The following is an 18796-nucleotide window of genomic DNA, read 5'->3' as shown; positions in this document are numbered from 1 at the left end:
GCCAGCGCGCCGCGCCCCTCGCGGTGGCGCTTAACCGGGCAGCGGCGCAAGCTGCAACCTCATGACATCAGCGGGAACGGGATGGGCTCACCTTGCCCCATCCCCTCGCCACCCCCTTATCAAACAACAGTATCCCGGCCACCATGGCCACGATGAAGAGCAATATCATGGGCTGGCCGCTGGAGATGAGGCTCAGGGCCGGCCCGGGGCAGATGCCCACCAGCCCCCAGCCGATGCCGAACAGGGTGGCTCCGCCTACCAGGGAGCTATCCAGCAGGGGGGGTGGCACTGCGACGATGGGTTCCCCCAGCAGGCTCCGACTGCGAGGCTTCACCAGCAGGAAGTAGCCCGGCATGAAGACCAGCAGGGCCCCCCCCATCACGAAGGCGAGGCTGGGATCCCAGTCTCCCGCCAGATCGAGAAAGGCGATGACCCGGGCCGGATCCACCATGCCGGAGATGGCCATCCCCAACCCGAACAGCAAACCCGCGAGCAAACTTGTCAGCAATCTCATGGCAATCAACCTGTCAGAAGAGGTGGTGGGTCAGAAAGACGGTGATGACACCGGCCGCCATAAAGGTCAGGGTCGCGACGATGGAGCGCAGGGAGAGCCGCCCCATGCCGCAGATGCCGTGACCGCTGGTGCAACCATTGCCAAGGCGGGTGCCTATGCCCACCAGCAGGCCGGCAAGCAGCACGACGGGCCAGCCGGGCAAACCAGTGAAGGCGGGCATGCTGGCCCAGCCCAGGGTCAGCGCCAGCCAGGCACCGCCCCCCAGTCCCAGCAGAAACAGCCAGCGCCAGGCCTGTCTGTGTTGCAAGGCACCGGCCAGGATGCCACTGATCCCGGCCACCTTGCCGTTGAACAGCATCAGGATCAGGGCAGACAGCCCTGCCAGCATGCCCCCGCCCAGGGAGAGCAACCATTGGCCTTCCATAATCAAGATTCCTTATTTTCTGAGTGACAAAAATGGGTTTGCAGCACCGCCAGCACATCGGCGGCCGCCTCGCTCACCAGGGAGTAGTAGATCTGCTGGGAGACCTTGCGAGAGCGGATCAGCCCCTGGCGCCTCAATACCGACAACTGCTGAGAGAAGGCCGACTGCCCAAGCTGGCTGTGGGCCAGCAGCTCCCCGACCCCCTTCTCAACTTCCACCAGCTGGCAGAGCACCATCAGGCGCTCGGGATGAGCCAGCGCCTTGAGCAGGGCGGCGGCGTCCGTCACCTGTCCGGTCATCTCGTCGAATGGGCCCATCGCAGTAAATTAGCAATTTCTGATATTCTCTCCATTGTATGAATCAGCATTAAATTAGCAATATCTAAAGTAAAAAGATGAGAGAAAATTCCCATGACATCATCCCAACCAGGGCCGCAAAACCGGGGCATTCGGGCCCTCTTTTGGTAAAACCTCATTTTGTTTCAATATGTTGCTGCCGATGGCCCAGGGTTTACCCCGGCAGCCGTATCGGCTACCATGTCGCCTCTAATCAATAGCGGAGACCGTCGGTGGGCAACTCATCAAGTGACAGATCCACGCCGACTCCTGTCGTCGGCACCCAGGTCGCGAGCTAGCCGCAGAGTCCCTCTGCCGCAACTCGCAACCCTGCGAGAAGCGGAAATCCACTCCCCTCTTCTCTTTTTACACTTGACGTCGGGTGACTCCTGGCCAACTGCCATGAGCGCCTTGCCTGCATAGTTTCTGCTTCCCACAAGGAGGCTGCTATGCGTTTGATATCAACCCAGTCTGTATCGACTCACCCCCTGCTGAACAAGCTGGGCCTTGGCATCTTGCCGCGCTGGCTGCGGGGTAAACGGCGTCAGCACCACTACCGGCTGCAGATCCGCTGCGAGGATCGCGCCGATCTGGAGCAGGTGCTGGAGATGGTGAGCCACACCCTGCAACCGGCCGGGCTGCACCCGGTGCAGTCCATGACACCGGGTCGCAGCGGCGGGCGTGAGCTGGTGCTCAACCTGAGGTGCACCCCGCCCCAGCGCCGCTATCTGGTGCAGTTTGTCCATCAGGTCGGGGCCGCTCACCCTGTGCGCTGGGAACTGCGCCCGCGCGGTGGCGATCCCGAGCGCACCTGACAGCACCATACTCTGTTAACCAGCGTTCAAGGGGCCGGCCATGCTGGCCCCCTGAACGCTGAGGCTCGCTCTCTGCCCGGCGCCCTACGGGGATGCGCAGGCAACGCCCGCACGCCGTGTTTCATTTTTTGCTGACCATCAGCGCAATCATCGCCGGGATCTTCCGCCCTCTTGTGCGGCTTTTCATCATGGATGGCGCGCAGCCATCACTCATCAGAAGGAGTACCCCATGAGAATGTGGCAACAATTTGATCTGCTTGCCCTGCTCGACACCCTGGCCAGCCTGCTGCTCGCCTTCGTGCTGGGCAGCCTGGTCGGCCTCGAGCGCCAGTACCGCCAGCGCACCGCCGGCCTTCGCACCAACGTGCTGGTCGCCGTGGGGGCGGCCCTGTTCGTCAACCTGGCCCAGCGCATCTATGACCTGCACGGCGGCAGCTATGGGGTGGTGCACGTGGTGGCCTATATCGTCTCCGGCATCGGCTTTCTCGGCGCCGGTGTCATCATGCGCGAATCGGGCAACATCCGCGGCATCAACACCGCCGCCACCCTCTGGGGCGTGGCGGCGGTGGGGGCGGCCAGCGGTGCCGGCTTCGCCATGGAGGCGGTGCTCGGCGCCCTCTTCGTGCTGGCGGCCAACACCCTGCTGCGCCCCCTGGTCAACCAGATCAACCGTCATCCGGTGGACAACACCGACACAGAGGTGACCTACCGCGTCACGGCGCTCATCCGCCGCACTCACCAGAAAGAGGTGCTCCCCTGGCTGGAGCAGAAGCTGGAGCAGGCCAACTACCCCCTGAGCGAGCTGGATATAGAGCCCTTCGGGGAGCAGGACATCGAGATCTCGGCGGTGCTGCTCGCCACCTCCATCGATGGCGACGAGCTGGACGCCCTGATGAAGACGCTGGGGGAGCATCCCCGCATCAAGCAGATCTTCTGGCGCGCCAGCACCACGGATTGAACCCGCAACCAACAGCAAAAAGCCCCGCCAGTATTGGCGGGGCTTTTTCATATGGGGCCTGAACCTGGGTGGCTAACGGCGACTGCGCCAGCGCACCCTGGGGGGGATCACCTGGGCGGTCTGCGCAGGCGGCGTGCCCGCAATCAACTGCTGCATCAGCTCGAAGGCGGCCCGGGCCAGGGCCGGACAATCCTGGGCCACGGAGTCGATGCGCATGGGAATGCAGTCGAGCAGATCGTGATCGTCGAAGGTACAGAGCCGCATCCCCGCCTCCATCAGGCCCGCCTCGTTGAGGTAGCGCAGCACCCCTTCCAGCAGGGTAAAGGAGGCGGTAAAGAGCCCGCGGGGCGGCGCTCCCAGCTCGGCCACCAGCTCGGCCATCAGCTGATAACCCGAGCTCGGCTGATAGTCGCGATGGCGCACCCGGACGGCATCCGCCTCAAGGCCGGCGCGGTGCAGCCCCAGCTCATAGCCCGCCAGCCGGTGGCGACTGGGGGAGAGATCCAGCAGGCCGCCGAAGTAGTAGATCTCCTCTTCGCAATCGATCGCCATGTCCTGCACCAGCTCGGCGGTGGCCTTGCAGGCGTCCGAAATGACCATGGGCAGGCGCGACTCGCCGATGTGACGGTCGAGCTGTACCACCGGCAGGCGGTCGTGAATGCGGGCGTAGATGTCGTCGCTGTGACCGCTGGAGGCGACAATCAGCCCATCCACCTGGCGGCTGATGAGGTTGTCCACCACCCGCTGCTCCAGGGTGGGGTCATCCTCGGAGCAGGCAATGAGCAGCTGGATCCCCGCCTCCCGGCAGTGGGCCTCGAGGGCGCGCGCTATGCTGGCAAACCCGAAGTTGGTGAGATCGGGGATCACCAGCCCCCAGGTGTAGCTGCGGGTCTCCCGCAGGGAGCGGGCATGAAAGCTCGGCTGGTAGTGGCACTCGTCCGCCACCGCCTGGATCCGCTTGCGGGTATCGTCGGCAATCCTGTACTCCGCACTCTTGCCGTTGAGCACCAGACTGGCGGTCGCCTTGGAGACCCCCGCCAGTTCCGCTATCTGGGCAATAGTGATCCGTTTCTTCTTCTCCACCTGGCCTCCCGGCTGACTAGCACCGGGCTATTGTACTAGGCAGGCCGCCAGCGGCCAGTGATCAAGGCAAATTTTGCTGCCTTCGCTGTCGTAACTGACGGAAAGTCCGGGATTTTCCCCCGGGAAGTAGCGGGTCGACAGGCTCTGGCGTCCGCCGTCGACGAAGCACTCCAGGCTGGAGCGATCGCACAAGACGGTGATACTCCCCCCAAGCCAGGGGCAGGATCGCGCCTCCCACTCCCCGCTTTGCCAGTTCTGGCGCCGCAGCACGATGCGCCCCGGCTGCCACACCAGCTCGGCCAGGGCCCCGAACCCGAGACGACCCTCACCGCTCAGGGCCAGATCGAGCCAGGCCGAGTCGATGGCCAGGCTCGGCAGCTCGCCCACTGCCCCCTCGAAGCGGGTCAGCTCCCCCTTGAGGGCCTCGATCTCCGCCACCGGCCGCTGGCAGAGCCAGTCGTCCTGCCAGAACAGCTCCCGCGGGCAGCTCATCTGATGGATCCAGCCATAGGGGATGGTGGGCTGGCTCATCTCGTTCTCCTCCGGTAGCCCCAGCCAGCCGAACAGCAGGCGGCGCCCCTGACTGTCTAGGGTGGTCTGGGGAGCATAAAACTCGAAGCCTCGGTCCAGCTCGTGGAAGGCCCCGTGGGCGAAGTGCTCGCCATCGAACTGCCCCGCCAGCCAGCCGCACTGATAGAGGTTGCGGTAATCCTCCCCCCGGGGGGCTATGCCCTGGGGGCAGCAGATCAGCAGATGGCGCTCACCAAGCGCAAACAGGTCCGGGCACTCCCACATATAGCCAAAGTCCCCCAGTCCCCCGCGCCCGCTGCCGGCGATTGGGCCCACCAACGTCCAGGCATCCAGCCCGTCGCCGCGATAGAGCAGCACTTCCCCCTTGCCGTCCAGGGTGCGTGCTCCCAGCACCATCAGCCACTGCCGACCGTCGTGCCACACCTTGGGGTCCCGCACATGGCCGCTGTAGCCTTGGGGCAGATCCAGCACGGGGCCCAGCTTGGAAAAACCACCCTCACCGTCGGCGCGGGCCAGACACTGATAGGCGGTGCGGCTGCCGTCCGGGTATTTGACGTTGCCGGTGTAGACGAGGGTCAGGCGCCCCTGCTCGTCGCTCACCGCCGAGCCGGAATAGCAGCCGTGGCTCTCATAGGCCTCGGTGGGCAGCAGCGCCACCGGCTCGTGCTGCCAGTGCAGCAGATCGGTCGAGGTGACGTGACCCCAGCCCTTGTTGCGGTGGCTGCAGCCGAGCGGATTCCACTGGTAGAAGAGGTGGTAGCGCCCATCGTGTTCGATAAAGCCGTTGGGGTCGTTGAGCAGCCCCACCGGGGCTGCCAGGTGCCAGCGGGGCCGATGGGGATCGGCCGCCGCCTTGAGCTGTCCGGCCAGCAGGGACCGGACAACCTGGTTGAGGAGATGGCTTTCCTTCATCACTCCACCTTGTACTTGAGCAGGTAGGAGGCGGCGAAGGCGGCACCGAAGGCGATCACCAGCCCGATGACGTAGTGGATTAGGCTCATAGGCTGGACGATGGCCATGCCCGGAATGCCCGTCAGCCCCACCGCCGTCATCCCCACCTTGGCCGCCACCACGTAGGCGCCGCCGCAGGCACCGCCGAACAGACCGGCCAGGAAGGGCTTGATGTAGCGCAGGTTGACGCCAAAGATGGCCGCCTCGGTGATGCCGAGCAGGCAGGACATGGCCGCCGGCACGGTAATCGCCTTGATCTTCAGATCCCGGGTCTTGAAGTAGACCGCGAGGCAGGCACCGCCCTGGGCCACGTTGGCCATGGCCCAGATGGGCAGCAGGAAGTTGACGCCTATGGCCGGGTTGGTGAGCAGCCCCGCCTCTATGGCGTGGAAGCTGTGGTGGATGCCGGTGATGACGATAAGCGAGTAAGTGCCGCCGAATACCAGCCCTGCCAGCCAGCCCGCCTGCTCATAGAGGGCGCTCAGGCCGAAGGAGATGCCATCCCCCAGCACCCGACCCGCCGGACCGATGAAGAGCAGCGCCACGAAGCCGGTGATGATGACGGTCAGGAAGGGGGTGAGGATGAGATCCAGGGCGTCCGGGATGCGCTTGCGCAGCTGCTTCTCCAGGTGGGACATGAACCAGACCGCCAGCAGCACCGGGAAGACGGTGCCCTGGTAGCCGATCATGGCCACATCCAGCCCGAAGAAGTCCATGGTCTTGAAGCCCCCCGCCACGCCCCAGGCGTTGGTCAGCGCCGGGTGGGTGAGGATGCCGCCGAGGGTCGCCCCCAGATAGGGGTTGCCGCCAAATTCCCGCGCCGCCGTAAAGCCGATCAGGATGGGCAGTATGATGAAGGCTGCCGAGCTGAACATGTCCAGCATGACGAAGAGGGCGCTGTCGGCATTGACCCAGCCGTAGGTGCGCACCATGCCGAGCAGCCCCATCAGCAGACCGGACGCGACGATGGCCGGGATGATGGGCACGAAGATGTTGGAAAGGGTCCGTGCCAGGCGCTGGGCCACATTGAGCTTGGCCGTCGCCAGGTCGGTCAGCTCCGCCTTGCTGGCGGTGCCGGTAGCGGTCAGCGCCACGAACTCCGCATAGACCTTGTTGACCAGACCGGTACCGAAGATCACCTGGATCTGGCCGGCGTTGCTGAAGCACCCCTTGACCCCCTCCAGCTTGTCGATGGCAGCCTTGTTGACCTTGCTGTCGTCTGCCAGCACCAGCCGCAGCCGGGTGGCGCAGTGAGCGGCGCTGACGATGTTCTCCCTGCCCCCGAGCAGGGGCACCAGATCCTTGGCTATCGCACTGATATTCATAATCTTCCTCTTATGACCCGCCGGCTGGCGGGCCCTTGTCACATGAGAGTAGGGGCTGTTGACCCGGGCTTCTAGCCGCAGATCAACGGCCGCTTGCGCTCGATCGCGCCCAATAGCAAAAAGGCATCCAGTTCGGTGCGGGTCGGCAGCGCCGTCATGGCCCCCTTGGCGGTGGTGGCAAGCGCCCCACAGCCGTGGGCCTGGGCCAGGATGGCGGGCAGCTCGGCCAGCGTCGGCAGCGAGGTCCGTTCGGCCAGTGCCACCAGCAGTCCGGCGACGAAGGCGTCCCCCGCCCCCGTGGTGTCGAGCGGGGTCACTTTTGGCCCCACCCACTCCAGTTGCTCGCCACCCAGGCGGGCCACCACACCGGCCGCCCCCCGGGTCACCAGCACCAGCGCCGGCCCCGTTATGGTGGCGAGCCCCGCAGCCAGATCATCCTCGCCGCTCAGCAGTTGAAGCTCCTCCACCGAGAGCTTGACCACGTCCGCCAGGGCCATGGCCGCGCTTACCTGCGGCAGCATCTCGGCCGGATTGCCCCACACCTCGGGCCTCAGGTTGGGGTCGAAACAGACCCGCCCCCCGACCGCCTTGATGGTCGCCATGGCCTGCAGACAGCTGCCGCGCACCGGTTCGTTGGCCAGCGCGATGGAGCAGGTCAGCAGCCACTGCCCGGCCTGGAAGACCGGCAGATCGGCGGGGCTCAGGAACTGATCGGCGCTCGGGTGCACCATAAAGGTGAAGCTACGCTCCCCTGCCTCATCGAGATCCACCAGCACCGTGGAGGTACGATGGGCCGGATCCTGGGTCAGATGACGGATATCGACGCCCTCGGCCACCAGGGTCTCGGCCATAAAGCGGCCGAAGGGATCGGCGCCGACCCGACCGATAAAGGCCGATTCACCGCCGAGCCGCGCCACCCCCACCGCCACGTTGGCGGGCGCACCGCCCGGACACTTGAGGTAGTGCAGCTCCCCTTCCGGGATAAGATCCACCACCGCATCCCCCATTACCCACACACGATTCCCCACCTTGCTACTCCACTGCTGCATCGGATCCACTGCCAGAGCCGGGCTCTGTTCTCTTGGTCGGCATTATCAGCTAAACCGTTTTAGCCAACCAACAGATCCCGGCGCCGGCTGCCATTTTTGTGATCGGGATAACGAACTAGAACCAGGTTTCCATCTGCACGCCAAAGTTCCACTCGCCACCGGCGGTGAAATCGCTCTGGCCCATGGCATCGGTGCTGGCATAGTTGTCGAGCTCGGAAGACCAGTCCATCCAGGTGGCGAACACCCGCAGCTCGGGCCGCTCGAAGAAGCCGGCGGTCTGCGCCTTGAAGGTGGGGGCAAAGGTGAGCTTGGTGAAGTTGCCGCTCACCGCCTGGCGGCCCTTGTAGCCCTTGGGATCAAGGTCCATGTACTGCCAGGCGGCCTCGTAGACCAGCTCGACGTTCTGGCTCAGCACCTGGGCCACCCGGGTGTTGAGGGTCAGCCACTGATACTCGTCCCCCTTCACGTAGCGATCCTGGCTCTGCTCCGCCAGCAGGGCCGGGGCAAAACGCCAGCGCGGGTTGAGATCGGTGGCGCCAAAGACCGCCACCCGCACCGCGTCGGCATCCGGCAGCAGCTCGCTGTCGGAGCCCAACCCCTTGAGCTCGGCCCCCAGGCCATGGCCGTAGAGCACGGCGGCCTTGGAGAAGCCGGGATTGATGCCGAAGAAGCTCTCGCCGTGGTAGGCCAGCAGGGTGTGCGCCCCCTTGTTCGCCGCCTCGCTGCCAACGCCGCCGTCGTTGATGCGCGCCTCGTTGTCCTTGGCAGACAAACCGTTCAGCATCCATTGCCAGTTGCCGAACCTGTTGTTCATGGTGAGGATGTAGCTCTCTATGTCCGACAGGCCGCTGGCGCTGATGTCGCCGTAGTCACGGCCGTAGAGGGAGAAGTTCGCCTTCCAGCTGTCGGCCAGCTGCACGTCATAGACGCCGCCGCCAGTACCGGCCAGGAAGACCACATCCGAGTCGAGCCAGTGGATGTCGAAGTTGTCCCGATCGAAGCGCTTGCCCGCCCAGAGCACCGAGTGCTGGAAGGGGCCGCTGAAGCTCGCCAGGTCGCCGATTTCGGCAAACACCTGACGGGTGTTGAGGCTAGAATCGCTGGCGGTCCAGTCATTGCTGGTCTCCACCCCGTCCGCCAGCATCAGCTTGTAGCGGGCCCAACTGCCGTCATCGAAGGTCTGGGTCTTCAGCAGGTTGGCCTCCATGTAGGTGTCGTCTTCGTTGCCAAGGCGACCCACGGCCCCGCCCACAGAGCCGGCCGGGGTGAGGTAGGGGCCGCCGCGCCCGCCGTTGCCGTTGCTGTTGACCAGGAGGCCGGAGCGGGCGTAGCCGTGAAACTCGAAGCCCTGGGCACCGGCGGTCTGCTTGTCCACCTTCTCGCTCTGGGCCTTGGCCACCACTGCTGTCTCCCGGGCCTCGCTCGCCTTGCTCTGGGCCTCGTCGGCCCGCGCTTCGGCAGCGGCGGCGCGGGACTCGGCCGCCTGCACCCGTGCCTCCAGCGCCGCCAGACGCGCTTCGATACCGCCCTCCGCCGCCCACAGCGGGCTGCTCATCCCCAATCCCAGCGCCACCGCCAGCGCCAACTTGCTCTTGAACATCGTCATCTTCCTCACCTGTCATCTGCCGCCCGTCCGGGCGCTGTTGTTATGGACGAGCAGAGAATAGCTAAACCGCTTTAGCTAACTCAATATGCCAGCTAAACCGTTTCAGCCACTTGTGATCAGAGTAACGTTTGCACAGGGAAAACCGCCGGGAGTTGTGAGGAGGATCCCTCATCGGGATCCACTCAATAGGGCGGATCCGGGGCAAATGGCAGGCAAAAAGAAAGCCGGCACAGAGGCCGGCTTGCATCACGCTTGCGGTGATTACTTGGTCAGATCGTCGAAGAAGCGTTTCACCCCTTCGAAGAAGCCTTCGGATTTCGGCTTGTGGGTCTTGGCGGCGGCACCGCTGAAGGACTCGTCCAGCTGGCGCAGCAGATCTTTCTGGGTCTCGGTCAGCTTGACCGGGGTCTCGATCACCACCTTGCACATCAGATCCCCCACCTGGCCGGAGCGCACGGACTTGACGCCCTTGCCCCGCAGGCGGAACAGCTTGCCGGTCTGGGTTTCCGCCGTGACCTTGAGCTTGACCCGGCCATCCAGGGTCGGCACTTCGATCTCGCCGCCCAGCGCCGCCGTGGTGAAGCTGATGGGTACCTCGCAGTAGAGATCGTTGCCGTCACGGACGAAGATCTCGTGCTCCTTGACGTGGACCTGTACGTAGAGATCCCCTGCCGGTGCGCCGGCCTCCCCCGCTTCCCCTTCGCCGGAGAGACGGATGCGATCGCCGGTATCGACGCCCGCCGGGATCTTCACCGACAGGGTCTTGGTCTTCTGGTAGCGCCCTTCCCCATGGCACTTGCGGCACGGATCCTTGATGATCTTGCCGCGACCGTGACAGTGGGGGCAGGCCTGCTGCACCGCGAAGAAGCCCTGGCGCATCTGCACCTGACCGGAGCCGTGACAGGTCGGGCAGGTATGGGCCTGGCTGCCGGTGTGGGCACCGGACCCGTTGCAGACCTCGCAATGGACCTGGGTCGGTATCTTGATCTCCTTGGAGACCCCGCGCACCGCCTCTTCCAGGGTCAGCTCCATGTTGTAGCGCAGGTCGGAGCCACGGGCCGGGCCGCGACGACCACCCCCACGACCGCCGAAGATGTCACCAAACACATCGCCGAAGATGTCACCGAAATCGGCGCCACCGCCGAAGCCGCCCTGGCCGCCGCCCTGGCTCTGATCCACGCCGGCATGACCGTACTGGTCATAGCGGGCACGCAGGTTCTCGTCGGTCAGGACCTCGTAGGCTTCCTTGACCTCTTTGAACTTCTCTTCCGATGCGGCATCACCCTGATTGCGATCCGGGTGATACTTCATCGCCAGACGCTTGTACGCCTTCTTGATCTCGCGCTCGTCGGCACCTTTCGATACCCCGAGCACTTCGTAGAAATCGCGCTTCGACATACTCATCCTGTTCTACTTGAGCCGTTATGCAGACGGGCGTTGGTTACCCAACGCCCGTAAATTCATTGACGAATCTGCTCACACTCTTACTACGAAGCCGTGATCAAGGCTCATGTGCTGCTCGGAATCCTCATGTATTCACATACACTCCGGTTCCTGCGCTGCTCTTTACCTTGCTGACGGCCTCTCGCGACAGACCGCGAACAGATTCTGAGCCGATGGGCAGAGTCTGCTCTGCCCATCTGGGTTGGGCTTATTTCTTGTCGTCTTTCACTTCTTCGAACTCGGCGTCGACCACGTCGTCGTCAGCCTTGGCGGAAGAAGAGGAGTGACCGGCCTCGGCACCGGCGCCTTGCGCCTGAGCCTGCTGCTGGGCAATCTCCATCAGCTTCTGGGACGCTTCCATCAGGGCCTGTTGCTTGGCTTCGATGGCAGCCTTGTCGTCACCCTTGATGGCGGCTTCCAGCTCGGACAGTGCAGTCTCGATCTTGGTCTTGTCGTCGGCAGGCAGGGCGTCACCGGCTTCGGTGACCTGCTTGCGTACCGAGTGGACCAGACCGTCAGCCTGGTTGCGGGTCTGCACCAGCTCTTCGAACTTCTTGTCTTCCGCCGCGTTGGCTTCGGCTTCGCGTACCATGCGCTCGATCTCGTCATCGGACAGACCAGAGGAGGCCTGGATGGTGATCTTCTGCTCCTTGTTGGTCTCCTTGTCTTTCGCGGAGACGTGCAGGATGCCGTTGGCGTCGATGTCGAAGGTCACTTCGATCTGCGGCAGACCGCGCGGTGCCGGACGGATGCCTTCCAGGTTGAACTGGCCCAGGGACTTGTTGTCGCTGGCGCGCTTGCGCTCACCCTGCAGCACGTGAATGGTCACGGCAGACTGGTTGTCTTCGGCAGTGGAGAACACCTGGGACTTCTTGGTCGGGATGGTGGTGTTCTTCTCGATCAGCGCAGTCATCACGCTGCCCATGGTTTCGATACCCAGAGAGAGCGGGGTCACGTCCAGCAGCAGTACGTCGGTCTTGTCACCGGACAGTACGGCACCCTGGATGGCAGCACCCATGGCCACGGCTTCGTCCGGGTTGACGTCTTTACGCGGCTCTTTGCCAAAGAAGTCGGCAACGGTCTTCTGAACCAGCGGCATACGGGTCTGACCACCCACCAGGATGACGTCGTCGATCTCGCCAACGGCCAGACCGGAGTCTTTCAGGGCGACACGAACCGGCTCCAGGGAGTCTTTCACCATGTCTTCCACCAGGGATTCCAGCTTGGCGCGGGTCACCTTGATGTTCATGTGCTTCGGACCTGTGGCATCTGCAGTGATGTACGGCAGGTTGACGTCGGTCTGCTGGGCGGAAGAGAGCTCGATCTTGGCTTTCTCGGCGGCATCTTTCAGACGCTGCAGAGCCAGCTGGTCGTTGCGCAGGTCGATGCCCTGCTCGCGCTTGAACTCGTCTACCAGGTAGTTGATGACGCGGTTGTCGAAGTCTTCACCACCCAGGTGGGTGTTACCGTTGGTCGCCAGTACTTCGAAGGTGGTTTCACCTTCCACTTCGTCGATCTCGATGATGGAGATGTCGAAGGTACCGCCGCCCAGGTCATAGACGGCAACCTTGCGCTCGCCCTTGACCTTGTTCACGCCATAGGCGAAGGCCGCAGCAGTCGGTTCGTTGATGATGCGTTTTACATCCAGACCGGCGATGCGACCGGCATCCTTGGTGGCCTGACGCTGGGCGTCGTTGAAGTAGGCCGGTACTGTGATGACCGCTTCGGTCACCGGCTCGCCCAGGTAATCCTCGGCGGTCTTCTTCATCTTCTTCAGCACTTCGGCAGAGATCTGCGGCGGTGCCATTTTCTTGCCTTTGACTTCTACCCAGGCGTCACCGTTGTCAGCCTTGGCGATGGCGTACGGCATGATCTTCAGATCGCGCTGTACTTCTTCATCTTCGAAACGACGGCCAATCAGACGCTTGATAGCGAACAGCGTGTTCTTCGGGTTGGTGATGGCTTGGCGCTTGGCCGGCTGACCAACCAGGATTTCGCCGTCATCGGCATAGGCAATGATGGACGGAGTAGTACGGTCGCCTTCCGCGTTCTCGATCACGCGAGCATGGTCGCCATCCAGAATAGCAACGCAGGAGTTGGTAGTACCCAGGTCAATACCGATGATTTTACCCATTTGACGAATCTCCAAATACTTTGAATAAACTGGCGAGGGGCTCGCCTTAAATACGTTAACGGCTAGGTGGGGCCTGCCACTGTGGCTTTCAAGCACCCGACATCAAATTCTTTCCGTGTCACCTAAATTTCCATGCCACTGAAATCAGATGCCGCCGTGGCCTTGCCACCTATATGGGGTCTCAAGCCGACGCTTCAAGCCCTGACCTTAAAAAACCGCGCATTCTTGCCCCTTGGGCGCAAGAGTGCTTGCCAAATGGCGCCAACAAATACCCTGATGGCGCCGCTACCAATAAAAAGCCCGCCGAGCGGCGGGCTCAGCACAGGGACGGAGCTCAGGCCGGGGCCTTGGAGACCATCACCATGGCCGGACGGATCACCCGACCGTTGAGTTCATAGCCCTTCTGCATCACGGCGATGACGGTGTTGGGCGCCAGCTCGGCGTTCTCTATCATGCTCATGGCCTGATGGGCGTTGGGGTCGAACGCCTGGTTCTGCGGATCCAGGGCGACCAGGCCAAACTTGGCCACCGAGCTCTGCATGGATTTGAGGGTCAGCTCGACCCCTTCGATCATCGGCTTGAGCGCTTCGCTCTCCTTGTCGGCGAGCTCGATGGCACGCTCCAGGTTGTCCAGCACCGGCAGCAGCTCGGCGGCGAACTTCTCCAGCGCGAACTTGTGTGCCTTCTCCACGTCCTGAGCGGCGCGGCGACGCAGGTTTTCCATCTCGGCGACGGCACGCACGGCGCGCTCACGCTCTTCCAGGGATGCCTGCTGGGCTGCCTCCAACTGGGCCTCCAGCTCGGCAATGCGGGCCTGCTCGGCTGTCACTTCACTGTCTACATCGGTCGGCTCGACTGGCTGGGCTTCCACTTGCTCCATCGCTTCAACCTTTTGTTCTTCGTGGCTCATGACATCTCCAATATTCAGGGGTTACTTATGAGGGGTTGCTGACGTTCAGGTAAGCGACACGCGTCAACGGACCCTGTGTTGGCGCTATTATGGGGACGCAGCCCCGGCTTTCAAGGGGAAAAGGCCATATCAGGCACAATGCCTGCCGCCAGCCGGCCAGCTTGCCGCTTTTCGGGGCCGATTGCGCCAAGGGCCATGGAGACAGACAAATCCCCGGCAAAGCGCGGTATACTCCCCGCAAGACTTCCCCAGACCCGATAACCTATGGATTCTCCGTTCAAAACCGTTGCCCTCATCGGCAAGCCCCACCACGAAGGGGCCAACCAGACCCTCAGCGGCCTGTATCAATACCTGAGTACCCGCGGTTTTCGGGTGCTGCTGGAGAGCCGGGTCGCCCAGACCCTTGGCATGCTGGGTGACAACGTGATGGATCTGGTGCAGCTCGGTGAGCAGGCGGATCTGGCCATCGTCGTCGGCGGTGACGGCAACATGCTGGGGGCGGCCCGGGTGCTGTCCCGGTTCGATGTGGCGGTGATAGGGGTGAACCGGGGCAACCTCGGCTTCCTGACCGATCTCTCCCCCCAGGATTACCTGCTGCCCCTGGAGCAGGTGCTGTCCGGCCACTTCAAGAGCGAGCACCGCTTCCTGCTGGAGGCCGCCGTCTATCGCCACGGCGAGCGCAAGTCGAGCAACCTGGCGGTCAACGAGGCGGTGCTGCACCCGGGCAAGATAGCCCACATGATCGAGTTCGAGGTCTATATCGATGGCAGCTTCATGTACAGCCAGCGCTCGGACGGCATCATAGTGGCCACCCCCACCGGCTCCACCGCCTACTCCCTGTCGGCGGGGGGCGCCATCCTCACCCCCAAGCTCAACGCCATCACGCTGGTGCCCATGTTCCCGCACACCCTGAGCAGCCGTCCCATCGTACTGGACGCGGACAGCGAGGTACGGCTGCTGGTCTCCCCCGACAATCAGGATGATGCCATGCAGGTGAGCTGCGACGGCCAGGTGACCCTGGCGGTCCACCCGGGGGACGAGATCCTCATCAAGAAGAGCCAGCACAAGCTGCATCTGGTGCACCCGCTGGATTACAGCTACTTCCACGTGCTGCGCAACAAGCTCGGCTGGGGCAGCAAGCTGTTCTAGCCAGCGGGCCCGGGCCGCAGCAAGCCTGGCGGCGAGGGGCTAGCCCTCGCCGCCCTCAACCAGCCGAAGCGGTCCGGGCTCGAGCTGCAGATGCACGCCATTTCGCCCCGCCGCCTTGACCCTGTACATGGCCTCGTCGGCCTTCGTCAGCAAGTGCGCCAGCCCTGACTCCGCGCCCGCGCAGACGCCCCCCACACTGACCGTCACCCCCTCGCACGGCGGGCAGGCCCCCTGACGGGAGCCAGTCTCTATCTGGCGACGGATCCGATCGCAGATGCCATGGGCCATCTGGCCGTTCACCCCTCCCATGATGATGGCGAACTCCTCGCCACCTATGCGCCCAACCAGATCATCCTTGCGCGTCTCGGCCACCAGCACCCTGGCCACGTACCGGATCACCTCATCACCGCAACCGTGACCAAATCGGTCATTGACGCGCTTGAAGTGATCGATGTCGAGCACCACCACGCAGCGCATCTGCCCTGGCCGCGCCCGCTCCCCCTGCCTGAACAGGCCGCGCCGGTTGAGCACCCCGGTGAGGGGATCCCGCTCCGAGAGGGCCAGCAGCGCCTGCTCCGCCTCCACATAGGCCACCAGGGGCAGCAGCAATACCGAGCCTATGGTCAGCACCATGTGCATGAAGAAGATCCCATCGAGCAGCCAGTCTCCCTCACTCACGGGGCCATTGGCTCCCAGCAGGAGCAGCAACCCCTGGCTCAGCAGTATGGTGAAATGCAGCAGGTAGATGACGGCGACGGCATGAAGTACCCGCTTCTGGTGCCGGCTGAGGAAAACGATGAGACAAGCACACCAGAGGTAGACCACAGACTCCATCAGGGCCAGCACCATGCGCACCTCGAAATGGCTCGACAGCCCCAGATAGGCAAGCAGCAGCAGGGCAACCCCGCCCCACAGGACGCGGGGGCGCCAGGACAGGCCATAGAGGGCATAAAAGCCGGCCAGCAACAGTAATATGCTCATGAGGGAGACCAGGCCACCGACCCTTATCCCCAGGGCCGGATGACCACTTCCTATCCCCAGACTGAGCAGCAAGATGGAGAGGGAGAAGAGGAAGGCCGACAGGGACCAGAACAGGAAGTTGCGCCGACCAGGCTTCAAGAAATGGATGAACAACATGAGCAGTGCCGACATCAGATTGATTGCCAGGGAGATCAACAACAGGGTCGGGGTGTGGATCATCTAGACGCATCCTTGGTGAAGAGCATGGTGGCCTGCCCGTTGAACCCGAGCCATGCCTGTCTCGAGTGTGTCTCAGCCACCCCGACTCCACAAGTTCACTGCCTCGACAAGACCCCATAAAGGTGAACCAATACAGGCTGATCGCGCACCTGGCCCCTAAGGACACATCCCCCATAGGATGCCATGACGGTTCAGTGTCTCTCCCTGTGTAACCTCCTCGCACAGCCCCTCACCCCCTTGCCCGGCAAAAAATCCCGCTCCGCACACTTTACTGTATATAAGACCAGTATATACTGGATACATACACAGTAATGTTGACCCATACAGGATGAGACCATGCTGACCCAGCTGACCGTCAACAACTTCGCCATCGTCAAGTTTCTCGAACTCGATCTGCAATCCGGCATGACCTGCATCACAGGGGAGACGGGGGCAGGCAAATCCATTGCCATCGACGCCCTCGGCCTCTGCCTCGGCGAGCGGGCCGAAGCCAGCATGGTGCGACCGGGCAGCGACAAGACGGAAGTCAGTGCCCGTTTCCTGCTGGACGGCAACCCGGCCGCCCGCGCCTGGCTCGCCACCAACGAGCTGGAGAACGACGGTGAGTGCATAGTTCGGCGGGTACTCTCCGCCGAGGGGCGCTCGCGCAGCTACATCAACGGCGTCCCAGTCCCCCTGGTGCAGCTCAGGAGCCTGGGCCAGTTGCTGGTCAACGTTCACGGCCAGCACGCGCATCAGCTGCTGCTCAAGCCTGACTATCAGCTCGCCCTGCTGGACGGCTATGCCGGTCACCACCTGCTGCTCGATGAGGTGCGCCAGCACTATCAGCAGTGGCGCCAGCTGCAGAACGAGCTCAACCGCCTCAAGGCCGAGCAGCAGCAGCGGGAGGCCCGTCGCCAGCTCATCGAGTATCAGGTGCAGGAGCTGGACGAGTTCGCCCTGCAACCCGGGGAGTTTGAGGCCATCGAAGAGGAGCACCAGCGCCTCGCCAACGGCACCGAGCTGATGCAGGAGTGCGGCTATTGCCTCGACCTGCTCTATGACAACGAGGAGACCACCATAGCCGGCCTGCTGCAGGTGGCGGTGGACAGGGCCGAGACCCTGGCCGGCATGGACAGCCGCCTTGGCAACGTGCTCGGCATGCTGAACGAAGCCCTGATCGGGGTGCAGGAGAGCCACAGCGAGCTGCGCAGCTATCTGGATCTGCTGGAGCTGGATCCCGAGCGTTTCAACGAGCTGGAGGCCCGCCTCTCCAAGGCGATCAACCTAGCCCGCAAGCACCATGTCAAGCCGGCGGATCTCCCGTCGCACCATCAGGAGCTGGCCAGCGATCTCGCCCGCCTCCACTCCGATGAGGAGCGGTTAGAGGGGATGGAGGATGAACTGGCCGAGGCCCGTCAGGCCTTTGTCCAGGCGGCAGAGGTGCTCAGCCAGAGCCGTCAGCGCTATGCCCAGGAGCTGGCCACCCAGGTGACCGCCAGCATGCACGAGCTGGCGATGCCCGATGGCCGCTTCGCCATCGAGGTGCGCCCCGACGCCCAGAGCAGCCTGTCGCCACTCGGCATCGATCGAGTGGAATTCATGGTCACCACCAACCCGGGGCAACCCATACAGCCGCTGGGCAAGGTGGCCTCCGGCGGCGAGCTGTCGCGCATCAGCCTCGCCATAGTGGTGATCAGCGCCCGCAAGATCTCCACCCCCACCCTGATTTTCGACGAGGTGGACGTGGGGATCAGCGGCCCGACGGCAGCCGTGGTGGGCCGTCTGCTTCGCCAGCTCGGCGAATCCACCCAGGTGATGGTGGTCACCCACCTGCCCCAGGTGGCCGGCAAGGGCCACCAGCACATGGTGGTCAGCAAGCACACGGACGGCAAGACCACGGAGACCCAGATGCAGGCGCTCAACCAGGGGGCCCGCCTCAACGAGCTGGCCCGTCTGCTGGGGGGGGATCAGATCACCGACAACACCCTGGCCAACGCCCGCGAGCTGCTTGCCTCCTGAGGGCAGCGCGGCAAGCCATCGACCCCCCTCGCCGCCCCAGGGCGGCGAGCCCCATCAGCCCCTTCGATAACCTGACCGGGAGTGAGTCACCTGCCTCCCGGCACCAGTCCTGGCATATCATCAACCTTTTCGGTGGCCTGATCGGGGAGGTGAGTAACCACTCTCCGGCAGCCTGCCTTGAGTGGCGAGCCATCAAGCCTTCGGCCACCTGACTGGATAAGCGAGTAGCAAACCTCTCAAGCAACCTGCCCGGAAAGGCGAACCATCCCCCGGACCCGCCGCCAGCGGCCCTGGTCAATGACGGCGGTGCGCCCTCCCCTTCTCGACTCTCAATGCCCCAGGCCAGAAACCAGAGCCTGGCCGGATTT

At 63.6% G+C, this 18796-nt stretch carries 16 protein-coding genes; 4 read left to right on the top strand and 12 right to left on the bottom strand.

Annotation, left to right across the window (positions count from 1 at the left end; genetic code table 11):
- Positions 1–67: 67 nt before the first annotated feature.
- The 3 genes from WIR04_RS06710 to WIR04_RS06700 are packed head-to-tail and all read right to left on the bottom strand — an operon-like array spanning position 68 to position 1255.
- Positions 68–514 carry a YeeE/YedE family protein gene (locus WIR04_RS06710; RefSeq protein WP_338891427.1) on the bottom strand — a complete coding sequence of 149 codons (447 nt, stop codon included), beginning with the start codon at positions 512–514 and terminating at the stop codon, positions 68–70.
- Between the two features lie 13 nt (positions 515–527).
- Entirely contained in the window at positions 528–938 is a 411-nt protein-coding gene (locus WIR04_RS06705; protein WP_338891425.1) for a YeeE/YedE family protein, read from the bottom strand.
- A gap of 2 nt (positions 939–940) precedes the next feature.
- Positions 941–1255 (bottom strand): metalloregulator ArsR/SmtB family transcription factor, encoded by a 315-nt coding sequence (locus tag WIR04_RS06700; protein ID WP_338891423.1) that lies wholly within the window; start codon positions 1253–1255, stop codon positions 941–943.
- Positions 1256–1722: 467 nt separating this feature from the next.
- On the opposite strand from WIR04_RS06700, the gene WIR04_RS06695 reads away from it, so the two are divergent.
- Both WIR04_RS06695 and WIR04_RS06690 read left to right on the top strand, forming a co-directional pair.
- Positions 1723–2088, top strand: a complete 366-nt coding sequence (locus WIR04_RS06695; protein ID WP_338891421.1) for a hypothetical protein — start codon at positions 1723–1725, stop codon at positions 2086–2088.
- 229 nt (positions 2089–2317) lie between these two features.
- Positions 2318–3046: an MgtC/SapB family protein gene (locus WIR04_RS06690; protein WP_025327670.1), complete on the top strand. Its 729-nt coding sequence runs from the start codon at positions 2318–2320 to the stop codon at positions 3044–3046.
- Positions 3047–3118: 72 nt separating this feature from the next.
- Here WIR04_RS06690 and WIR04_RS06685 read toward each other — a convergent pair whose 3' ends face one another.
- The 8 genes from WIR04_RS06685 to grpE all read right to left on the bottom strand — a co-directional run bounded on the left by WIR04_RS06685 (position 3119) and on the right by grpE (position 14078).
- Positions 3119–4129: a substrate-binding domain-containing protein gene (locus tag WIR04_RS06685; RefSeq protein ID WP_338891419.1), complete on the bottom strand. Its 1011-nt coding sequence runs from the start codon at positions 4127–4129 to the stop codon at positions 3119–3121.
- A gap of 27 nt (positions 4130–4156) precedes the next feature.
- A complete protein-coding gene (locus WIR04_RS06680; RefSeq protein WP_338891417.1) occupies positions 4157–5572 on the bottom strand; it encodes a sucrose-6-phosphate hydrolase in 1416 nt (471 codons plus the stop codon).
- Positions 5572–6936, bottom strand: coding sequence for a sucrose-specific PTS transporter subunit IIBC (locus WIR04_RS06675; protein ID WP_338891415.1), 1365 nt, complete (start codon positions 6934–6936; stop codon positions 5572–5574). The genes WIR04_RS06680 and WIR04_RS06675 overlap by 1 nt, the downstream gene beginning before the upstream one ends.
- A gap of 71 nt (positions 6937–7007) precedes the next feature.
- A complete protein-coding gene (locus tag WIR04_RS06670; protein ID WP_338891413.1) occupies positions 7008–7985 on the bottom strand; it encodes an aminoimidazole riboside kinase in 978 nt (325 codons plus the stop codon).
- A gap of 115 nt (positions 7986–8100) precedes the next feature.
- Positions 8101–9591: a carbohydrate porin gene (locus WIR04_RS06665; RefSeq protein WP_338891411.1), complete on the bottom strand. Its 1491-nt coding sequence runs from the start codon at positions 9589–9591 to the stop codon at positions 8101–8103.
- A 261-nt stretch (positions 9592–9852) separates the two neighbouring features.
- Positions 9853–10989: a molecular chaperone DnaJ gene (gene dnaJ, locus WIR04_RS06660; RefSeq protein ID WP_025327676.1), complete on the bottom strand. Its 1137-nt coding sequence runs from the start codon at positions 10987–10989 to the stop codon at positions 9853–9855.
- 253 nt (positions 10990–11242) lie between these two features.
- Complete coding sequence (gene dnaK / locus WIR04_RS06655; protein ID WP_025327677.1) at positions 11243–13168, bottom strand: molecular chaperone DnaK; 1926 nt, start codon at positions 13166–13168, stop codon at positions 11243–11245.
- 334 nt (positions 13169–13502) lie between these two features.
- A complete protein-coding gene (gene grpE / locus WIR04_RS06650; protein ID WP_338891408.1) occupies positions 13503–14078 on the bottom strand; it encodes a nucleotide exchange factor GrpE in 576 nt (191 codons plus the stop codon).
- A 264-nt stretch (positions 14079–14342) separates the two neighbouring features.
- Here grpE and nadK point away from each other — a divergent pair, with 264 nt between their 5' ends.
- Positions 14343–15227 carry an NAD(+) kinase gene (nadK, locus tag WIR04_RS06645; RefSeq protein WP_025327679.1) on the top strand — a complete coding sequence of 295 codons (885 nt, stop codon included), beginning with the start codon at positions 14343–14345 and terminating at the stop codon, positions 15225–15227.
- A gap of 39 nt (positions 15228–15266) precedes the next feature.
- Here nadK and WIR04_RS06640 read toward each other — a convergent pair whose 3' ends face one another.
- A complete protein-coding gene (locus tag WIR04_RS06640; RefSeq protein ID WP_338891405.1) occupies positions 15267–16427 on the bottom strand; it encodes a GGDEF domain-containing protein in 1161 nt (386 codons plus the stop codon).
- Between the two features lie 336 nt (positions 16428–16763).
- Between WIR04_RS06640 and recN the strand changes: the two genes are divergently transcribed.
- On the top strand, positions 16764–18428 hold the full coding sequence (gene recN, locus WIR04_RS06635) for a DNA repair protein RecN (protein ID WP_338891403.1): 1665 nt from the start codon (positions 16764–16766) through the stop codon (positions 18426–18428).
- Positions 18429–18796: the final 368 nt, after the last annotated feature.

Source organism: Aeromonas rivipollensis (assembly GCF_037811135.1).
Classification (GTDB): Bacteria; Pseudomonadota; Gammaproteobacteria; order Enterobacterales; family Aeromonadaceae; genus Aeromonas; species Aeromonas rivipollensis.
Note: the sequence above shows the minus strand (reverse complement) of the source record. Positions and strands in the feature narration are given on the sequence as shown.

Bases quoted from the DNA above. Each gene is read 5' to 3' on its own strand.
- WIR04_RS06710 (WP_338891427.1), bottom strand. From the start codon at position 514: ATGAGATTGCTGACAAGTTTGCTCGCGGGTTTGCTGTTCGGGTTGGGG.
- WIR04_RS06705 (WP_338891425.1), bottom strand. From the start codon at position 938: ATGGAAGGCCAATGGTTGCTCTCCCTGGGCGGGGGCATGCTGGCAGGG.
- WIR04_RS06700 (WP_338891423.1), bottom strand. From the start codon at position 1,255: ATGGGCCCATTCGACGAGATGACCGGACAGGTGACGGACGCCGCCGCC.
- WIR04_RS06695 (WP_338891421.1), top strand. From the start codon at position 1,723: ATGCGTTTGATATCAACCCAGTCTGTATCGACTCACCCCCTGCTGAAC.
- WIR04_RS06690 (WP_025327670.1), top strand. From the start codon at position 2,318: ATGAGAATGTGGCAACAATTTGATCTGCTTGCCCTGCTCGACACCCTG.
- WIR04_RS06680 (WP_338891417.1), bottom strand. From the start codon at position 5,572: ATGAAGGAAAGCCATCTCCTCAACCAGGTTGTCCGGTCCCTGCTGGCC.
- WIR04_RS06675 (WP_338891415.1), bottom strand. From the start codon at position 6,936: ATGAATATCAGTGCGATAGCCAAGGATCTGGTGCCCCTGCTCGGGGGC.
- WIR04_RS06670 (WP_338891413.1), bottom strand. From the start codon at position 7,985: ATGCAGCAGTGGAGTAGCAAGGTGGGGAATCGTGTGTGGGTAATGGGG.
- WIR04_RS06665 (WP_338891411.1), bottom strand. From the start codon at position 9,591: ATGACGATGTTCAAGAGCAAGTTGGCGCTGGCGGTGGCGCTGGGATTG.
- dnaJ (WP_025327676.1), bottom strand. From the start codon at position 10,989: ATGTCGAAGCGCGATTTCTACGAAGTGCTCGGGGTATCGAAAGGTGCC.
- dnaK (WP_025327677.1), bottom strand. From the start codon at position 13,168: ATGGGTAAAATCATCGGTATTGACCTGGGTACTACCAACTCCTGCGTT.
- grpE (WP_338891408.1), bottom strand. From the start codon at position 14,078: ATGAGCCACGAAGAACAAAAGGTTGAAGCGATGGAGCAAGTGGAAGCC.
- nadK (WP_025327679.1), top strand. From the start codon at position 14,343: ATGGATTCTCCGTTCAAAACCGTTGCCCTCATCGGCAAGCCCCACCAC.
- WIR04_RS06640 (WP_338891405.1), bottom strand. From the start codon at position 16,427: ATGATCCACACCCCGACCCTGTTGTTGATCTCCCTGGCAATCAATCTG.
- recN (WP_338891403.1), top strand. From the start codon at position 16,764: ATGCTGACCCAGCTGACCGTCAACAACTTCGCCATCGTCAAGTTTCTC.